The organism is Streptomyces sp. NPDC001157, from assembly GCF_053598255.1.
On record NZ_JBSFJW010000002.1, the window covers coordinates 25586 to 40446 of the forward strand.

General features: G+C 71.8%; 14 protein-coding genes. 4 read left to right on the forward strand and 10 right to left on the reverse strand.

Annotated elements, in window-relative coordinates:
- Positions 1–12: 12 nt before the first annotated feature.
- Entirely contained in the window at positions 13–720 is a 708-nt protein-coding gene (locus ACWDAG_RS03820) for a TetR/AcrR family transcriptional regulator (RefSeq protein WP_450693974.1), read from the reverse strand.
- 109 nt (positions 721–829) lie between these two features.
- On the opposite strand from ACWDAG_RS03820, the gene ACWDAG_RS03825 reads away from it, so the two are divergent.
- Both ACWDAG_RS03825 and ACWDAG_RS03830 read left to right on the forward strand, forming a co-directional pair.
- The gene (locus ACWDAG_RS03825) at positions 830–2044 is read left to right on the forward strand and encodes a saccharopine dehydrogenase family protein (protein WP_450693975.1); all 1215 of its coding nucleotides are present in this window, start codon (positions 830–832) and stop codon (positions 2042–2044) included.
- A gap of 110 nt (positions 2045–2154) precedes the next feature.
- Positions 2155–2412, forward strand: a complete 258-nt coding sequence (locus tag ACWDAG_RS03830) for a WhiB family transcriptional regulator (protein ID WP_450693976.1) — start codon at positions 2155–2157, stop codon at positions 2410–2412.
- Positions 2413–2425: 13 nt separating this feature from the next.
- Here ACWDAG_RS03830 and ACWDAG_RS03835 read toward each other — a convergent pair whose 3' ends face one another.
- From ACWDAG_RS03835 to ACWDAG_RS03850, 4 genes are read right to left on the reverse strand one after another with little or no spacing between them, the layout of a single operon-like run.
- Positions 2426–4252: a sensor histidine kinase gene (locus ACWDAG_RS03835; protein ID WP_450693977.1), complete on the reverse strand. Its 1827-nt coding sequence runs from the start codon at positions 4250–4252 to the stop codon at positions 2426–2428.
- Positions 4249–4947, reverse strand: a complete 699-nt coding sequence (locus ACWDAG_RS03840; protein ID WP_450693978.1) for a response regulator transcription factor — start codon at positions 4945–4947, stop codon at positions 4249–4251. Before ACWDAG_RS03840 ends, ACWDAG_RS03835 begins: the two co-directional genes overlap by 4 nt.
- A gap of 19 nt (positions 4948–4966) precedes the next feature.
- Positions 4967–5725: a L,D-transpeptidase family protein gene (locus ACWDAG_RS03845; protein WP_450693979.1), complete on the reverse strand. Its 759-nt coding sequence runs from the start codon at positions 5723–5725 to the stop codon at positions 4967–4969.
- 47 nt (positions 5726–5772) lie between these two features.
- Entirely contained in the window at positions 5773–7224 is a 1452-nt protein-coding gene (locus ACWDAG_RS03850) for a M1 family metallopeptidase (protein WP_450693980.1), read from the reverse strand.
- A gap of 120 nt (positions 7225–7344) precedes the next feature.
- Here ACWDAG_RS03850 and ACWDAG_RS03855 point away from each other — a divergent pair, with 120 nt between their 5' ends.
- Positions 7345–7704: a DUF488 domain-containing protein gene (locus ACWDAG_RS03855; protein WP_450693981.1), complete on the forward strand. Its 360-nt coding sequence runs from the start codon at positions 7345–7347 to the stop codon at positions 7702–7704.
- Here the strand turns inward: ACWDAG_RS03855 and ACWDAG_RS03860 are convergent.
- From ACWDAG_RS03860 to ACWDAG_RS03880, 5 genes are all read right to left on the reverse strand, one after another.
- Positions 7659–9518 (reverse strand): GMC family oxidoreductase N-terminal domain-containing protein, encoded by a 1860-nt coding sequence (locus ACWDAG_RS03860; RefSeq protein ID WP_450693982.1) that lies wholly within the window; start codon positions 9516–9518, stop codon positions 7659–7661. The two genes, ACWDAG_RS03855 and ACWDAG_RS03860, sit on opposite strands and share 46 nt — an antisense overlap.
- Positions 9515–10897, reverse strand: a complete 1383-nt coding sequence (locus ACWDAG_RS03865) for a hypothetical protein (RefSeq protein ID WP_450693983.1) — start codon at positions 10895–10897, stop codon at positions 9515–9517. The genes ACWDAG_RS03860 and ACWDAG_RS03865 overlap by 4 nt, the downstream gene beginning before the upstream one ends.
- Positions 10894–11580: a FadR/GntR family transcriptional regulator gene (locus ACWDAG_RS03870; RefSeq protein WP_450693984.1), complete on the reverse strand. Its 687-nt coding sequence runs from the start codon at positions 11578–11580 to the stop codon at positions 10894–10896. The genes ACWDAG_RS03865 and ACWDAG_RS03870 overlap by 4 nt, the downstream gene beginning before the upstream one ends.
- A 163-nt stretch (positions 11581–11743) precedes the next feature.
- On the reverse strand, positions 11744–13414 hold the full coding sequence (locus ACWDAG_RS03875; RefSeq protein WP_450693985.1) for an FAD-binding dehydrogenase: 1671 nt from the start codon (positions 13412–13414) through the stop codon (positions 11744–11746).
- Positions 13415–13469: 55 nt separating this feature from the next.
- Positions 13470–14096, reverse strand: coding sequence for a TetR/AcrR family transcriptional regulator (locus ACWDAG_RS03880; RefSeq protein ID WP_450693986.1), 627 nt, complete (start codon positions 14094–14096; stop codon positions 13470–13472).
- Between the two features lie 131 nt (positions 14097–14227).
- On the opposite strand from ACWDAG_RS03880, the gene ACWDAG_RS03885 reads away from it, so the two are divergent.
- Entirely contained in the window at positions 14228–14854 is a 627-nt protein-coding gene (locus ACWDAG_RS03885; protein WP_450693987.1) for an alpha-ketoglutarate-dependent dioxygenase AlkB, read from the forward strand.
- The last annotated feature ends 7 nt before the right edge of the window (positions 14855–14861 follow it).

The following is a 14861-nucleotide window of genomic DNA, read 5'->3' on the forward strand; positions in this document are numbered from 1 at the left end:
GAGCGGATCCCGTCAGCGGCCCAGTGCCGCCAGCTGCGCCGCGACGCTGTCCAGCAGCATCTCCAGCGCCGTGGGATACGCGCTGTCGACCATGCGGGCCGCCAGCAGGGGTGCCGCCTCGGCGATGCGCGGGTGGGTGGTGCGGGGCAGCCGGGCGTACGTCGAGCGCCACATGTCCTCGTCGGCGCGCAGGGCGGCGCTGGGCAGGGCGAGGGCGGCGGCGTCGAGGGCGGCGAAGGCCAAGGTCTGGTCGATGAAGGCGTGGTAGATGCGCACCGTGTCCGGGAGCGGGAATCCGGCGGTGCGCAGGACGTCCAGCACGGCCTCGTCGGCGGCCAGTTCGTTCGCCCGACCGGTCACCCGGCTCGTGGTCAGCACCGCGGCCTGCGGGTGGGCGACATAGGCGGCGTGGATGCGCAGGCCGACCGAGCGCAGGTCCGCCCGCCACTCCCCCGTCGGGCGCCAGCCGTCGAGGGCCTGGCCGATGAGCGCGTCGCCGATGGCGAGGGTGAGCTCGTCCATGCCGCGGAAGTAGCGGTAGAGGGTGCTCGGGTCGGCGTCCAGGGCGAGGCCCAGGCGGCGGGCGGTGAGGCCCGCGCTGCCGTGTTCGCGCAGCATCCGCAGCGCGGTCTCGACGATCAGCCGCTCCGACAGGACCGTGCCGCTCTTCGTGGGCCGGCGCCTGCGGCGTTTCTCCTCGGGCACCACCGGTTTGGGCATGACAACCTCCCGCGCCCTTATGCCAACGCCATTGACCTTACGTGAACCGGCCGCGTTGTATCTCCGCCGGGGCCCCTCGTCATCAACCCTCCGGACAGGGAGATCTGTCATGCGTGTACTGCTCGTGGGCGCCGGCGGTGTCGGCACCGCCATCACCCGGATCGCCTCCCGGCGTTCGTTCTTCGAGGCGATGGTGGTGGCCGACCACGACCCGGCGCGGGCCGACGCGGCGGTCGCGGCCCTCGACGACGGCCGCTTCTCCGCCGCCCGTGTCGACGCCAGCGACGAGGCGGCAGTGGCGGAACTGCTGCGTCGGCACGGCTGCGACGTGCTCCTCAACGCCACCGACCCGCGCTTCGTGATGCCGCTGTTCCGCGCGGCACGCGCCGCCGGCGCCACCTACCTGGACATGGCGATGTCGCTGTCGCACCCGCACGCCGAGCGGCCGTACGCGCAGTGCGGGGTCAAGCTCGGCGACGACCAGTTCGCGCAGGCCGAGGAGTGGGCGAAGGCGGGCGCGCTGGCTCTGGTCGGCATGGGCGTGGAGCCCGGTCTGTCGGACGTCTTCGCCCGCCACGCCGCCGACGAACTCTTCGACGAGATCGAGGAGATCGGCGTCCGCGACGGCGCGAACCTCACCGTCGACGGCTACGACTTCGCGCCGTCCTTCAGCATCTGGACCACCATCGAGGAGTGCCTCAACCCGCCGGTGGTCTACGAGGCCGGGCGCGGCTGGTTCACCACCGAGCCGTTCAGCGAGCCGGAGGTCTTCGACTTCCCGGAGGGCATCGGTCCCGTCGAGTGCGTGAACGTGGAGCACGAGGAGGTGCTGCTCGTGCCGCGGTGGGTGGACGCGCGCCGGGTCACCTTCAAGTACGGCCTGGGCCGGGAGTTCATCGAGACGCTGAAGACGCTGCATCTGCTGGGCCTGGACCGCACCGAGCCGGTCACGGTGCCCAGCGCCGCCGGACCGGTCGCCGTCTCGCCCCGGGACGTCGTCGCCGCGTGCCTGCCCGACCCGGCGACGCTGGGCGAACGGATGCACGGCAAGACCTGTGCGGGCACCTGGGTGCGCGGCGTCAAGGACGGTGCGCCGCGCGAGGTGTACCTGTACCACGTGGTCGACAACCAGTGGTCCATGGCGGAGTACGGCAGCCAGGCGGTGGTGTGGCAGACCGCTGTCAATCCGGTCGTCGCGCTCGAACTCCTCGCCACCGGCGCCTGGACCGGTGCAGGCGTCCTCGGCCCGGAGGCGTTCCCGGCCCGCCCGTTCCTGGATCTGCTGACCGCCTACGGCTCCCCATGGGGCATGCGCGAGCAATGAGCAGAGCATCTGTGTGATTTCCGTCGTTTCACTCGCGCATCGACAGGTGACTCGAAACCGAGTAAGCCATTCGCGAGGGCACGTACGACTTCGATCGCAGGTGACATTTCATGGACGACTGGCGAGACCAGGCCGCGTGCCGTTACGAGGACCCCGAGCTGTTCTTCCCGATCGGCACCTCAGGCCCCGCGTTGATGCAGACGGAGAAGGCGAAGGCGGTGTGCGCCCGCTGCCCGGTCCGGGAGCAGTGCCTTGAATGGGCGCTGGGCCACGGGGAGATCCTGGGCGTGTGGGGCGGCACCGGCGAGACGGAGCGGCACGCCATGCAGCGCAGGCGGCGCCGGCGCGCGGCCGCACGCAACCGTTAGCGCCGGTCCGGCATCAGCTCTGCGGGGCCGGGGTGCCCGGCAGTCGCAAGGTGAAGACGGCACCGGCGCCCGGTTCGCACTCGGCGACCGCAGTTCCGCCGTGAGCGGCGACCAGGTGACGGACGATCGGCAGGCCGAGACCGCTGCCGCCGGTGCGACGGCTGCGGGACTTCTCGCCCCGCCAGAACCGGTCGAAGACATGCGGCAGATCCTCGGGCGCGATGCCCGTGCCGGTGTCGGTCACGGTGAAGACGACCTCGTCGCCGTCCCGGCGGGCGGCCAGGGTGACGGTGCCGTCGGCGGGTGTGTGCCGCAGTGCGTTGGAGACCAGGTTGCCCAGCGCCTGCCGCATGCGCACCGGATCCGCGTCGAGCCAAGCGGTGCCGTCGTCCTCGGTGCGTACGGTGACGCCGGCGGCGTCGGCGGCGACGCGGTGGGCGGCGGCCACCTGGTCCAGCAGTTCGTCGGCCCGGACGGGTTCGCGGTGCAGGCGCAGGGTGCCCGCGTCGGCGGCCGCGAGGTCCTGGAGGTCGTCGATGATGCGCTGCAGTACCAGCGCCTCCTCGTGCAGGGAGCCGAGCAGCGCGGGGTCCGGGTCGACGACGCCGTCCCGGGTGACCTCCAGCCAGCCGCGGATGTTGGTCAGCGGGCTGCGCAGTTCGTGCGCGATGTCGCTGACCATGGCCTTGCGCTGGGCCTCCAGGCGGGCGCGCCGCTCGGTGAGGTCGTTGAACGCCTCGGCGAGGATGCCGGTCTCGTCGCGCGTGGTCACCGGAACCCGTACATGCATGTCCGGCGGCTGCTGCGCCGCCTCGGTCAGCGCCCGCAGGGGCCGTACGAGCCGGGTGGCGACGACGGCCGTGACGGCGAGGGTGACGGCGAGGACGAGACCGGCGGCACCGACGATCTTGGCCTTGTTGGCCGGGGACATGTCGAAGCGGGGCGGGGTGGTGTCGTCGCCGCCGAGGTACAGCTCGGCCACGGGGGCGACATACGGGTCGAGTTGGGTACGCAGCGCCTCGTCGCTGCAGGCCTGTGCCGTCTTCATCACCTTCGCGTTGTCCGCCTTGGCGAACTTGGCGATGGCGTACCGGCTCACAGGGGCCTTGCCGGTGGGATTGAGCATCAGGTAGAGCGGGCTGCCGAGGTTCAGGCCGTGCTGATGCAGACAGGCGCGTGCACCCTCGGTCAGGTCGTCGAGTGCCTTCTTCTCGGTGCCTGTGGGGTCGCTGAACAGTCCGTAGCCGCAGTCCTGGGCCAGGTAGTCGGGGGCCGCGGTGCCGTCGGAGCCGACGATCGCGGGGCGGCCGCTCGGGCTGTGCTCGACCTTGGTCTCGACGCCGAACCGGTGGTAGCACGTCTGCTGTTTCTCGGCCAGAGCGTCCAGTCGGGCGCGCTCTTTCGCCGTGAGGCGGTAGGGGCCCACGGCACGGGGATCGATCCCGCTCAGTTGGGCGCCGGTCTCGGTGTAGGTGTCGGTGTGCAGGGGGTCCACGGTGGCGGCGGCACCGAGGGGCAGGGAGGTCCCCTTGCGCGCCGAGTCGGCGATGAGGGTGCGGTCGGCGGTGGTCAGGGCGATGCGCCGGCCCATGGTCGCGGCCAGGGACCGGACGGTGGCCTCGACGCCCTTCCAGTCGGGGTGGGTTGCCGCGTAGCCGCTGAGTTCCGCGAGGATCCGCATGTCGTCGGCGAGGTCCTGGCCCTGTTCCTCACGGAGGGCCCGGGTGGTGGTCTCCACCGCCAGCCAGGCCGTCGCCGCCACGGAGCACACCGCTATCAGCACGGACGCGATCAGCAGTCGCACCAGCATCCGCTTGCGCAGCGGGATGCGGCGCTTCACGGACGTCCGCCGCTGAGCTTGTAGCCGACCCCGAACACGGTCAGCAGCCGCACCGGCCGGCGCGGGTCGGCCTCGATCTTCCTGCGCAGGTTCATGATGTGGACGTCGACGGCCCGCTCGGTGGAGGCCCGGTCGAAACCGCGGGTGCACTGCAGCAACTGCCGCCGGGTGAAGACCCGTTCGGGCTCCGCCGCCATGGCGAGCAGGATCTGGAACTCGGCCGGTGTGCACTCCACCGGTTCGCCGTCGCAGCGCACCTCGTGCCGTTCCGGATCGACGGCGAGCCCGGCCGTGCGGACGACGGGATCCTCCCGTACGCCGGCCGTCCGGCCGCTGCGCCGCAGCACGGTACGGATACGGGCCATCAGCTCGCGGGGGCTGTACGGCTTGGTCATGTAGTCGTCGGCGCCCAGTTCCAGACCCAGCAGGACGTCGTCCTCCTCGGACCGTGCGGTCAGCATGAGCACCGGTATGTCCTCCTCGCCCCCGCGCAGCACCCGGCACACGCCGAAGCCGTCGACCACGGGCAGCATCAGGTCGAGGACCACGAGGTCGGGTCTGAGCCGGCGGGCGGCTTCCAGGGCGGCCGCGCCGTCATGGACCACCGTGGCCGAGTGACCCTCCGCCAGCAGCGAGCGGCGTATGAGTTCGGCCTGCATCTCGTCGTCCTCGGCGACCAGCACATGTGCGCACACGCGGCGGATCCTAAGCGCTTCAGCGGGCGAGGGACTTCGCGTCGCCCATGACGACGACGGGGTGGAGGCCGGGGTCGAGCGCGCGCAGCAGTTCCTTCATGTGCTGCTCCGAGACGCTGACGCAGCCGTGGGTGGGACCGCCGTGGTCGACGTGGAACCAGATGCCGCCGCCGCGTCCCGCGCCGAGGGGACGGGTCCAGTCCAGGGGCGAAGTGCCGGGCCGGCGGTTGTAGTTGATGGCGATGACATAGTCGAAGGAGCCTGCGAGCGGCTCGCCTTCGAAGCCTGTGCCGGGTGAGGTGAAGGCGCCGGAGCGGTGGTACGGGAGTCGGGTGCCGGGATCGCCGAGCAGTCCGCCTGCGTCGGTGAGGCCGTACACGCCGATGGGTGAACGCAGGTCACCGCCCGTGTGGTGGTCGGACCAGCCCTTGAGCGCGTTGTGTGCGGGCCAGCTCGCGCCGGCCCGCCAGCCGGCCGCGGTGCGCTCGTACAGCACGACCGTGGACTGCGGGGAGTTCCGGCCGCGTCCGGTGACGACCACTGCCTGGCGGGCGTCGGTGGGGATCGCAGCCAGTGTCCTCGGTCCCAGGCCGGGCAGGTGCAGCGGGGCGGCCTGTACGGACATCTCCGGCGCGGGCGGGGCGAGGGCGGAGACGTTCGGTGTGCTCGTCGTGGCCGTGGCGGCGCCGGACGGGTGGCCCGGCGACGCCACTGCCCCGCCGCCGCATCCCGTGAGCAACAGGGACGCGGCGAGCAGGGCGACACGGGGTCTATTCATGATCACGGGTCGACTGTGACCGACACATGTGAGGAACTCGTCAGGTTCTAGGCTTGGTTCGGCTTCCCGGCACTGTACAGCCACGTGGTGAAGAGGTGGTTGAGGTCCTTGCCCGACTTGCGTTCCGCGAGGCGGACGAACTGCGCGGTCGTCCCGTTCCCGTCGTGGTGTTCGGCCGCCCAGGCCCGCAGGATGCCGAAGAACGTGCGGTCGCCGACGGCGGTGCGCAGTTCGTGCAGGGCCATCGCGCCACGGGCGTAGACGGGCGTGCCGAAGATGTTCTTGCCGCTGCCGGGGTCGCCGGGCGGGAACGCCCAGAGGCGGTCGCTCGCCGGGCGGCCGTAGAGGTCGTCGAAGGTCTCCTGGGCGCTGTCGCCGCCGTGCTGCTCGCTGTAGAGCCACTCGGCGTAGGTCGCGAAGCCCTCGTTGAGCCAGATGTCCTTCCAGGAGGTGAGCGACACGGAGTCGCCGAACCACTGGTGAGCGTTCTCGTGGACGAGGGTGCTCAGATCCGGCGCCGAGTCGTACAGGGGCCGCGACTGGGTCTCCAGCGCGTATCCGACGTCCGGCGCGTGGTCCACGATCGACCCGGCGTTGCGGAACGGGTAGGGGCCGAAGAGCTTGCTCTCCCACTCCAGGACGGACGGCAGCTTCTTCAGGACGGGTGCCGCCTCGGACGCCTCGCGCGGGTCGACGGCGTTGTAGACGCGGATGCCGTCGCGGGTGGTGTACTGCTCGACCTTGAACTTCCCGATCGTCGCGGTGGCGAGGTAGGCGGCCATGGGTTCGATCTGGCGCCAGTGGAAGGTGGTGTGCCCGTGCGCGGTCCGCTGCCGGACCAGCGCGCCGTTCGAGACGGCGGTGCGGTTCTCGGGGACGGTGACGGTGATGTCGTACGAGGACTTGTCCTTGGGGTGGTTGTTCGCCGGGAACCAGGTCATGGCGCCCTGCGGCTCCCCCGCGACGAAGGCGCCGTCGTCGGTCGTTATCCAGCCGTCGGCCGAGCCGTCCGGGTCGGTGACCTGCTTGGGAACACCGCTGTAGGTGACGCTGACGCGGAACACCTCGCCCTTGAGCAGGGGGCGGCGCGGAGTGACGACGAGTTCCTGGCCGTCGCGGCGGTACTGCGCACGGTCGTGGTCGACGGTCAGGCCGGTGACCTTCAGCCCCTTGAAGTCGAGGTCGAACCGGGTCAGGTCCTGGGTGGCGCGGGCGATGAGGACGGCAGATCCGTCGAGGTGACGGCTCGGCGGGTCGTAACGGAGGGTCAGGTCGTAGTGGTGGACGTGGTAGCCGCCGTTGCCGGCGAGCGGGAAGTACGGGTCGCCGACACCGGATGCGCCGCCCGTGCCGGCGGTCGCGGGTCCGGCGGCTGCGAGCAGTGCCGCGAGGGCGACGGGGACGGTCGCGGTCAGGGCCTCACGGCGGAGGACGGTGGTGGGTCTGACGGGGCGTCGGCTGGGCCTCACATGCACTCCTGGGGGGTGGCCGATGATCATACGAACCCAGGTTATGGGCAGCCCGGCCCGCTTTCCTCCTCAATCGGGTCAAGTGATACGACGTCATCCGACGCCTGAGCACTACGCTCGACGTCACCCGCCACCCAGAAAGGCCCGATCGTGAGCGTTCGCGTGCGTCGAGTCTACGAACCGCCCGAGCCGGACGACGGTGTGCGCGTCCTGGTCGACCGGCTGTGGCCGCGCGGCCTGTCCAAGGACGCCGCGCAGGTGGACGAGTGGCCCAAGGCCCTCACCCCGTCGACGGAACTGCGCCGCTGGTACCACGCCGGTGAGGGGTCGTACGAGGAGTTCGCCGAGCGTTACGAGGCGGAGCTGGACGCCCCGGAGGCGGCCGAACTCCTCGGCCGCGTCCGGGAGTTGGCGGCCAAGGGGCCCGTGACGCTACTGACCGCGTCCAAGGAACCCGAGCAGAGTCATGCCGAGGTGCTGCTCCGGCTGCTGGGTTCGCGTTCGAGATAGGTCTCGGTGACGGCCAGGGCGGCCGCCATGATGCTCAGTTGCGGGTTCACCTCCGGGCAGCCCGGCAGGACGGAGGCATCGGTGACGAGAACGCCGTCGACGCCTCGCAGCCGACCCTCGGCATCGGCCGGTGACAACTCGGGGTCGCTGCCCGCCGCGACCGTGCCGGCCGGGTGGAAGGCCGACAGGTGCAGCTCGCGCGGGGTGACCCCGGTGAGCAGCGCGTCGAGTTCCGGGAGGCTGCGGGCGCGCGGCGCCCGTGGGATGCCGGTGAGCACCTCCAGGGCACCTGCGGCGAAGAGGATGCGGCCCATGGCTCGTACGGCCGTCATCAGCCGAGCCCCGTCGCGGGGGTCCAGGCGGTAGCGGACGAGGGTGCGGTCCCGGCCGAGAACCCGGCCCGCGGGCCGGTCGGCGATCATGGCGCCGAGGACCGCCAGCCGGTCGGCCCCCTCCAGTTCACGGCGCAGCGAACGCCCGAGGCCGGGGAGGACGAAGCTGCTCATGCCGGGCGGGCTCGCGGTCGCTTCGATCAGGATCCCGCGGTCGTGCAACTCCTCGACACCGGTGCTCTGTAGGACGCCTTCCCAGGAGGTGACCGGTTGCGTGAAGCGGCCGGCGACGCTGGTGGCCGGGTGCACGCTGAGGTTGCGGCCCAGGCGGGGGTGGCCGCCCAGGCCGCTGCGGCGCAGCAGCGGCGGGGTCTGCAGGGCGCCCGCGGCCGTGACGACGAGGGGGCTGAGGATCTCCAGTTCGCTGCCGTCGGCCCGGCGGGCCCGGACGCCGGCGGCCCGTGGCGGACCCGGGTGGTCGTGGTCGAGCAGGATCCGCAGGACGCGTGCGCCGGTGACGATGTGCGCTCCGTGGACGCATGCGTCGGGCAGGACGGACAGCTGCACGCTCTGCTTGGCGCCGGTGGGACAGCCCACCACGCACTGGCAGGAGCCCCTGCAGCCCGGTGCGTTGCGGCGCAGCGGGCCGGCCCGCCAGCCGAGTCGTTCGGCGCCGGCCAGGGCTAGCAGCCCGTTGGCGCCGAGGACGTCGAGGGGCTGGGTGGCCACGCGCAGGGTGCGTTCTATCTCGTCCAGCCGTGCCGGAAGGCCGTCGGCGAGGTGGAAGCCGTGGCGGCTGCTCCAGCGGTCGAGGACATGGTCAGGAGTGCGGTAGCAGGTGCCGGAGTTGACGACGGTGGTGCCGCCGACGGCCCGTCCGACCGGCAGCAGGAGCGGCGGATCGCCCAGCGCCACGGTCGCCCCGGCGTCCCGGTACAGGTCGGTGAAGCGGTCCAGCGGGGCGCGGCGGCCGAACGAGGCCGTGGTGTGGTGTTGGCCCTCCTCCAGCACCACGACGGCGAGTCCCGCCCGCGCGAGGGTACGAGCGGCGACGGCTCCTCCGGCGCCCGACCCCACGACGACGGCGTCCGCGGTGGCACGCGCGGGCCACTCGGTGGCCGGTGTGCAGTTCAGGGGAGGGTCCTCGGGGGCGACAACCGGCGCTCGCGGGGCGGGCGTTCGCTCGGTGGCTGCGGCAAGCAGCACGGGGACCTTGAGGAGATCCAGCGCCGGTACGAGTCCGGGGCGTGCGGCAAGGGAGGCGAGCACCGTCTCGCGCTCGTCAGGGGCGAGGGCGGCCAGGCGGCGCCCGCTGTGCAGGACGGCGTACGCGTCGACGGCGGTGGCGGCGGCACCCGCTGCGGCCCGTACGGGACCGGGCAGTGCGGACAGGAACGTGCCGAGCCTGCCGGGCACCCGCGCGAGCCACTCCTCCTCGCCGGTGTCGGCGAGCAGGGCGGCGACCAGCCCCGGCCCGCTCATCGGTCCCCCACCTCGGCGTGTGCGGTGCCCTGCAGCGTCCACGCGGCCTCGGTGCGCCAGTGGCCCCACCAGCGCTCCAGCATGATCTTCGCGTCGGCGCTCTCGCTGTTGCGGCACACCGCCGGGGCGCCGTCCGGGTCGCGGTAGTCCAGGGCGAGGGTGCGCTCGGCCGGCTGGGTGACCTCGACGCGGATGCGGCGCAGCAGCGTGCGGCCGGTCACCGTCCACTCGGGCAGTCCGATGCGGGCGCGGAACCGTCCGATGCCGAACAGGCCCACCGCGGAGCGCTCCGCCCGGCGTGGCCAGGTGCGGTCGCGGTGCCGCAGACGCAGGAAGACGAGCGGGGGCAGCCGCCGCAGTACGGGCCGCGTCGACACCGCGGCGATCACCTCGAGTGTGTCTCCCCGGCCCAGTTCCGCGTGGAGCCAGGCCCAGCGGTGGGCGTTGCCGTGGCCGTGGATGCGGGCGGAGGCGCCGACGGCGCCGTGCAGGGTCAGCGTCTGTTTTCCGTCGCTGAAGGTTCCGTCGTAGGTGGCCCGGGCCGCCGGAAGCATATGGGCGGCGGGGAGCAGGGGGTGCCGCCAGGACCAGCGGGGAAAGGTGAACAGGGGCTCGGCCAGGGGCTGTTCGGCAAGATCCCAGTGGAAATCGTCGACATTTCCGGTCAGTCGGCCCGGGGTGGCGGAGACGCCGCCGGCTGTGAATCCGTGCTCGGGGCTGTTCCAGGGGGCGGGCCCGAAGCGGACGTGGCTGACCTGTGCGTCGGGCGGGAAGGCGGCGGCCCAGCCGTGGGCGTACGGTGCGGATCCGTCGGCGGGCGCGACCAGTTCGTGGTGGAGCCAGATCCCGGTGCCGGTGATGGGGTCGGTCAGGGTGGTGTACCAGACCTCGGTGCGGCCGGGGCTGCCGTCCCAGCGCGGTGCGAGGTACTGGGCGGGCTCCTCCTGCCGGGGAAAGCGGAAGCTCAGGAGGAAGGGTGCCAGGCCGGTGGTGATGGGGAAGCGGAGGGTACCCAGGCCCACTCGCGCACTGCCCTCGTACAGCGTGAAGGGCAGTACGGTCATCGACTGCACAGGATGACGGGGGGTTACGGACTTCCAGCCGTCCAGGGTGAACGCGCGGCCGTCGGCGGTGAACGTCAGCCGGTAGCGGATGCGGCGGCGGGCCAGCGGCGATATCTCCAACTCGCCTGTGGCGTCCGGGTCGTCTGCCAGTCCGCTGATGCGGATACGGCCGCTGAGCCGGGCCCGGGTGGTGCGGTGCGGGCGCAGGACCTCGTCGGCCTCGGCCCGCAGGTCCAGGCGGATGCGGCGAACCGGGTCCCGGCCGTCGAGCCGGACGGTGCCGAGCATGGCCTCCGTGAACGAGGTGCCCCTCACGCCAGTCCCTCCAGCATGATGCGTTCGGTGTCGCGCAGATAGGCGTCGGCGGCCGTGTGGGCCCGGCTGCTGTCGCCGGACGTCACCGCCTCCACCACCGGGGCGAGGCGCCGGTGGGCGGTTTCCGCGTCGGTGAACGGTCCGCGCAGGGCGGCGCGAACGGGGAGGTAGGCATTGAAGAGGGTGTTGGTCAGCAGGACGTAGACCCGGTTGCCTGTCGCGCGAGCGAGGGCGCGGTGCACCTCGACGTCGGCCAGCTGCACGGCGTCCGCACCGTCCGCGTCCCGTACGGCCGCCAAGAGGCGGCGCAGTTCCGCGTGGTGCGCCCGGGTGGCCCGGACCGCTGCCCGCTCGGCGATCAACGCGCCCACGGACCGCCGTACTTCGAAGATCTCGCGGACCCATCTCGCGTCGTGCCGCACGAGCATCGGCAGGAGGTCCGCGCCGCCGAGCCGGGCATAGTCGCGGACCTTGGTGCCGACCCCGTGCCGGGTCTCCAGCAGGCCTGCCTGGACGAGGCGACCGAAGGCGTGTTTGAGGGTGGTGCGGGTGACGCCGTATCCGTCGGCCAGTTGGCGTTCCGGAGGCAGATAGCTGCCCGCCGGATGGCGTCCGGCCAGGATGTCCTCGCGCAGCCGGGCCTCGAGTACGTCCACGATCGTCTCGCGGGGCAGTGCCTCCACGGATGCCTCCTCGTACGGAAGGGTGGTGGATGAGTGGCTCAGCCACTGAACCAGCGGAGGCGTCCGCGGGTCAATCCCCTTGCGTCGACCGCTCGTCGACGGGAATGCCGCAGGGGCAGCCGGTGTGCAGTCCGACCGCCCCTGCCGTCCGTCCGTGAGTCGCTCAGGCGGTCTGCTTCGCCGCCGCCTGTCCCGCCGCTCGGCCGGAGAAGAGGCAGCCGCCGAGGAAGGTGCCCTCCAGGGCGTTGTAGCCGTGCACGCCTCCGCCGCCGAAGCCCGCCACTTCGCCGGCCGCGTAGAGACCGTCGATCGGGTTGCCGTCGGCGCCCAGGGCGCGGGAGTCGAGGTCGGTCTGGATGCCGCCGAGGGTCTTGCGGGTGAGGACGTGCAGTTTGACGCCGACGAGCGGGCCGGCCGCCGGGTCGAGGATGCGGTGCGGGGTGGCGACGCGGCCGAGGCGGTCGCCGATGTAGCGGCGGGCGTTGCGGATGCCCTGGATCTGGGAGTCCTTGCTGTAGGGGTTGGTGATCTGCAGGTCTCGGGCCTCGATCTGGCGGCGCAGGACGTCCGCGTCTAGCAGCGGCTTGTCCGTCAACTCGTTCATCTTGGTGACGAGTTGCTCCAGGGTGGGTGCGGTCACGAAGTCTGCGCCGTTGCGCAGGAACGCCTCGACCGGGGCCGGGGCGCCCTTGCCCAGGCGGTTCTTCAGGACCGCACCCTTGTCCTTGGCGGTGATGTCGGGGTTCTGCTCGGAGCCCGACAGCGCGAACTCCTTCTCGATGATCTTCTGAGTGAGGATGAACCAGGAGTGGTCGTAGTCCGCGATGTCCGCGGTGGTGCGCAGGTACTTGAGGGTGCCGAGGGTGTCGTAGCCCGGCAGGCAGGGGTCGGGCAGCCGGCGGCCGAGGGCGTCGAACCAGAGGGAGGACGGGCCGGGCAGGATACGGATGCCGTGACCGGGCCAGCTCGGGTCCCAGTTCTGCAGGCCCTCGGTGTAGTGCCACATGCGGTCGCGGTTGACCAGGCGGACGCCCGCCTCGGCGCTGATGTCGAGCATGCGGCCGTCGACGTAGGCGGGTACGCCGGTGACCATCTCGGTGGGCGGGGTGCCGAGGCGCTCGGGCCAGTAGCGGCGGACGATGTCGTGGTTGGCACCGATGCCGCCGGTGGTGACGACGACGGCCTGGGCGGTGAGTTCGAACTCGCCGATGCGGTCGCGGTTGGAGGACACACCCCGGGGCGAGCGGTCCTCGGCGAGCACCGTGCCGCGCACTCCGCGGGCGGCGCCTTCCTCGATCACCAGCTCGTCGACCTGGTGGCGGTGGTAGAAGGTGAGCAGTCCGTCGCGCGCGGCCTGCTTGGCGTGGTCGACGAACGGCTCCACCACACCGGTGCCGGTGCCCCAGCTGACATGGAAGCGGGGCACGGAGTTGCCGTGTCCGTCCGCCCTCAGGTCGCCCCGTTCGGCCCAGCCGACCGTCGGCAGCAACTTGATGCCGTGCCCGTCCAGCCAGGACCGCTTCTCGCCCGCCGCCCACTCGACGTAGGCGCGCGCCCAGCGCACCGCCCAGGAGTCCTCGTCGTCGACCCGGTCGAACCGGGCGCTGCCCTGCCAGTCGTTCCAGGCCAGGTCGAAGGAGTCCTTGATGCCCAGGCGGCGCTGCTCCGGGGAGTCGACGAGGAACAGCCCGCCGAAGGACCAGAACGCCTGGCCGCCGAGGTTGGCGGCGTTCTCCTGGTCGACCAGCGCGACCCTGCGGCCCCGGCTGGTGAGCTCGTGCGCGGCGACCAGGCCCGCGAGGCCCGCTCCGACGACGATGACGTCCGCATCCATGGCGAGGGTTCCTTTGCTCGTTGGGTGGTCTGGTTGAAGGAGCTCGTTCGGAGATCTATCGGGCGGTGCCGCTGCCGTCGGTGAGCAGCGCGGTGAGCAGTTGCTTGAGCCAGCCGCGGGCGCTGTCGACGTCCTTGTCCAGCAGCAGTTGGGTGGTGACGCCGTCGTACGCGGCGACCACGGCGTGCGCCGCGCCGTCGATGTCGCCGAGCACGGCGGGCGGTTCGGCGAAGCCCCGCGCCCGGGCGAGCCGGTCGGCGACCGCCCGGCGCAGCCGTGCACGGTGTTCCAGCAGGGTCTCGGCGACGTGCGGGTCGCGGGCGGCGTGCACCAGGAAGTCCGTCTTCACCAGGAGCCAGTCCAGGTCGAGGAGCAGAACTTCGGTGACGCGGTCGACGGCGGCGGGCACGTCCAGGTCCGGTCCGTCCTGAGCGAGGGCGCCGGAGACCTGGTCCGCGATGAGGTCGGCGCGCTGCTGGTAGAGCGCGAAGAAAAGCTCGTCCAGGCTGTCGAAGTTGGAGTAGAAGGCTCCCCTGCTGTAGCCGGCGGCCTCGCAGACCTCCTCGATGGAGACCCGCCCGAAGCCCTTGGCGGCGAACACGGAGAAGGCGGCGTCGAGGAGGTTGGCGCGGGTGCGGACCCGGCGCCTGGTCACGCGCGGGGCCGTTTCTTCCGTCGTCATCTCCCGACCTCCGTTCGATACGGGAATGTATCCGATACACCGATGTATCGAAAGGCCGGGGACCGGCTCCGGCACCATTCCACCCGGACATGATAGGAACAGATTTTCGAATAGAGGAGTACGCTGGGTCTGTGACCACGCACCTCCAGGGCTCGCTCTTCGACCAGACCGACGAGTTGCGTCTCGGCTCCCTCGACGGAGCCCGCCGGACGCACCTCGGCCTCGGCGCCTGGATCGACGTCCTGCCCGGATGGCTCGGCGGCTCGGACGTCCTGTTCGAACAGCTGGCCACCGAGGTGCCCTGGCGTGCGGAGCGGCGCAAGATGTACGACCAGGTCGTGGACGTACCCCGGCTGCTCGCCTTCTACGGTGCGGACGAAGCCCTACCGCACCCGGTGCTGGACGAGGCGCGCACGGCCCTGTCCGCGCACTACGCCGACGAGTTGGGCGAGCCGTTCACCACGGCCGGGCTCTGCTACTACCGCGACGGGCGGGACAGTGTCGCCTGGCACGGCGACCGGATCGGGCGGGGCGCACGCGAGGACACCATGGTCGCCATCCTCTCCGTGGGCTCGCCCCGCGATCTGCTGCTGCGTCCGGTGCGGGGCGGCGAGAGCGTGCGGCGCCCCCTGGGGCACGGCGATCTCATCGTGATGGGCGGCTCCTGCCAGCGAACCTGGGAGCACTCCATCCCCAAGACCACACGCGCCGCGGGACCGCGCATCAGCATCCAGTTCCGCCCGCACGGCGTGCAGTGAGGCGGAG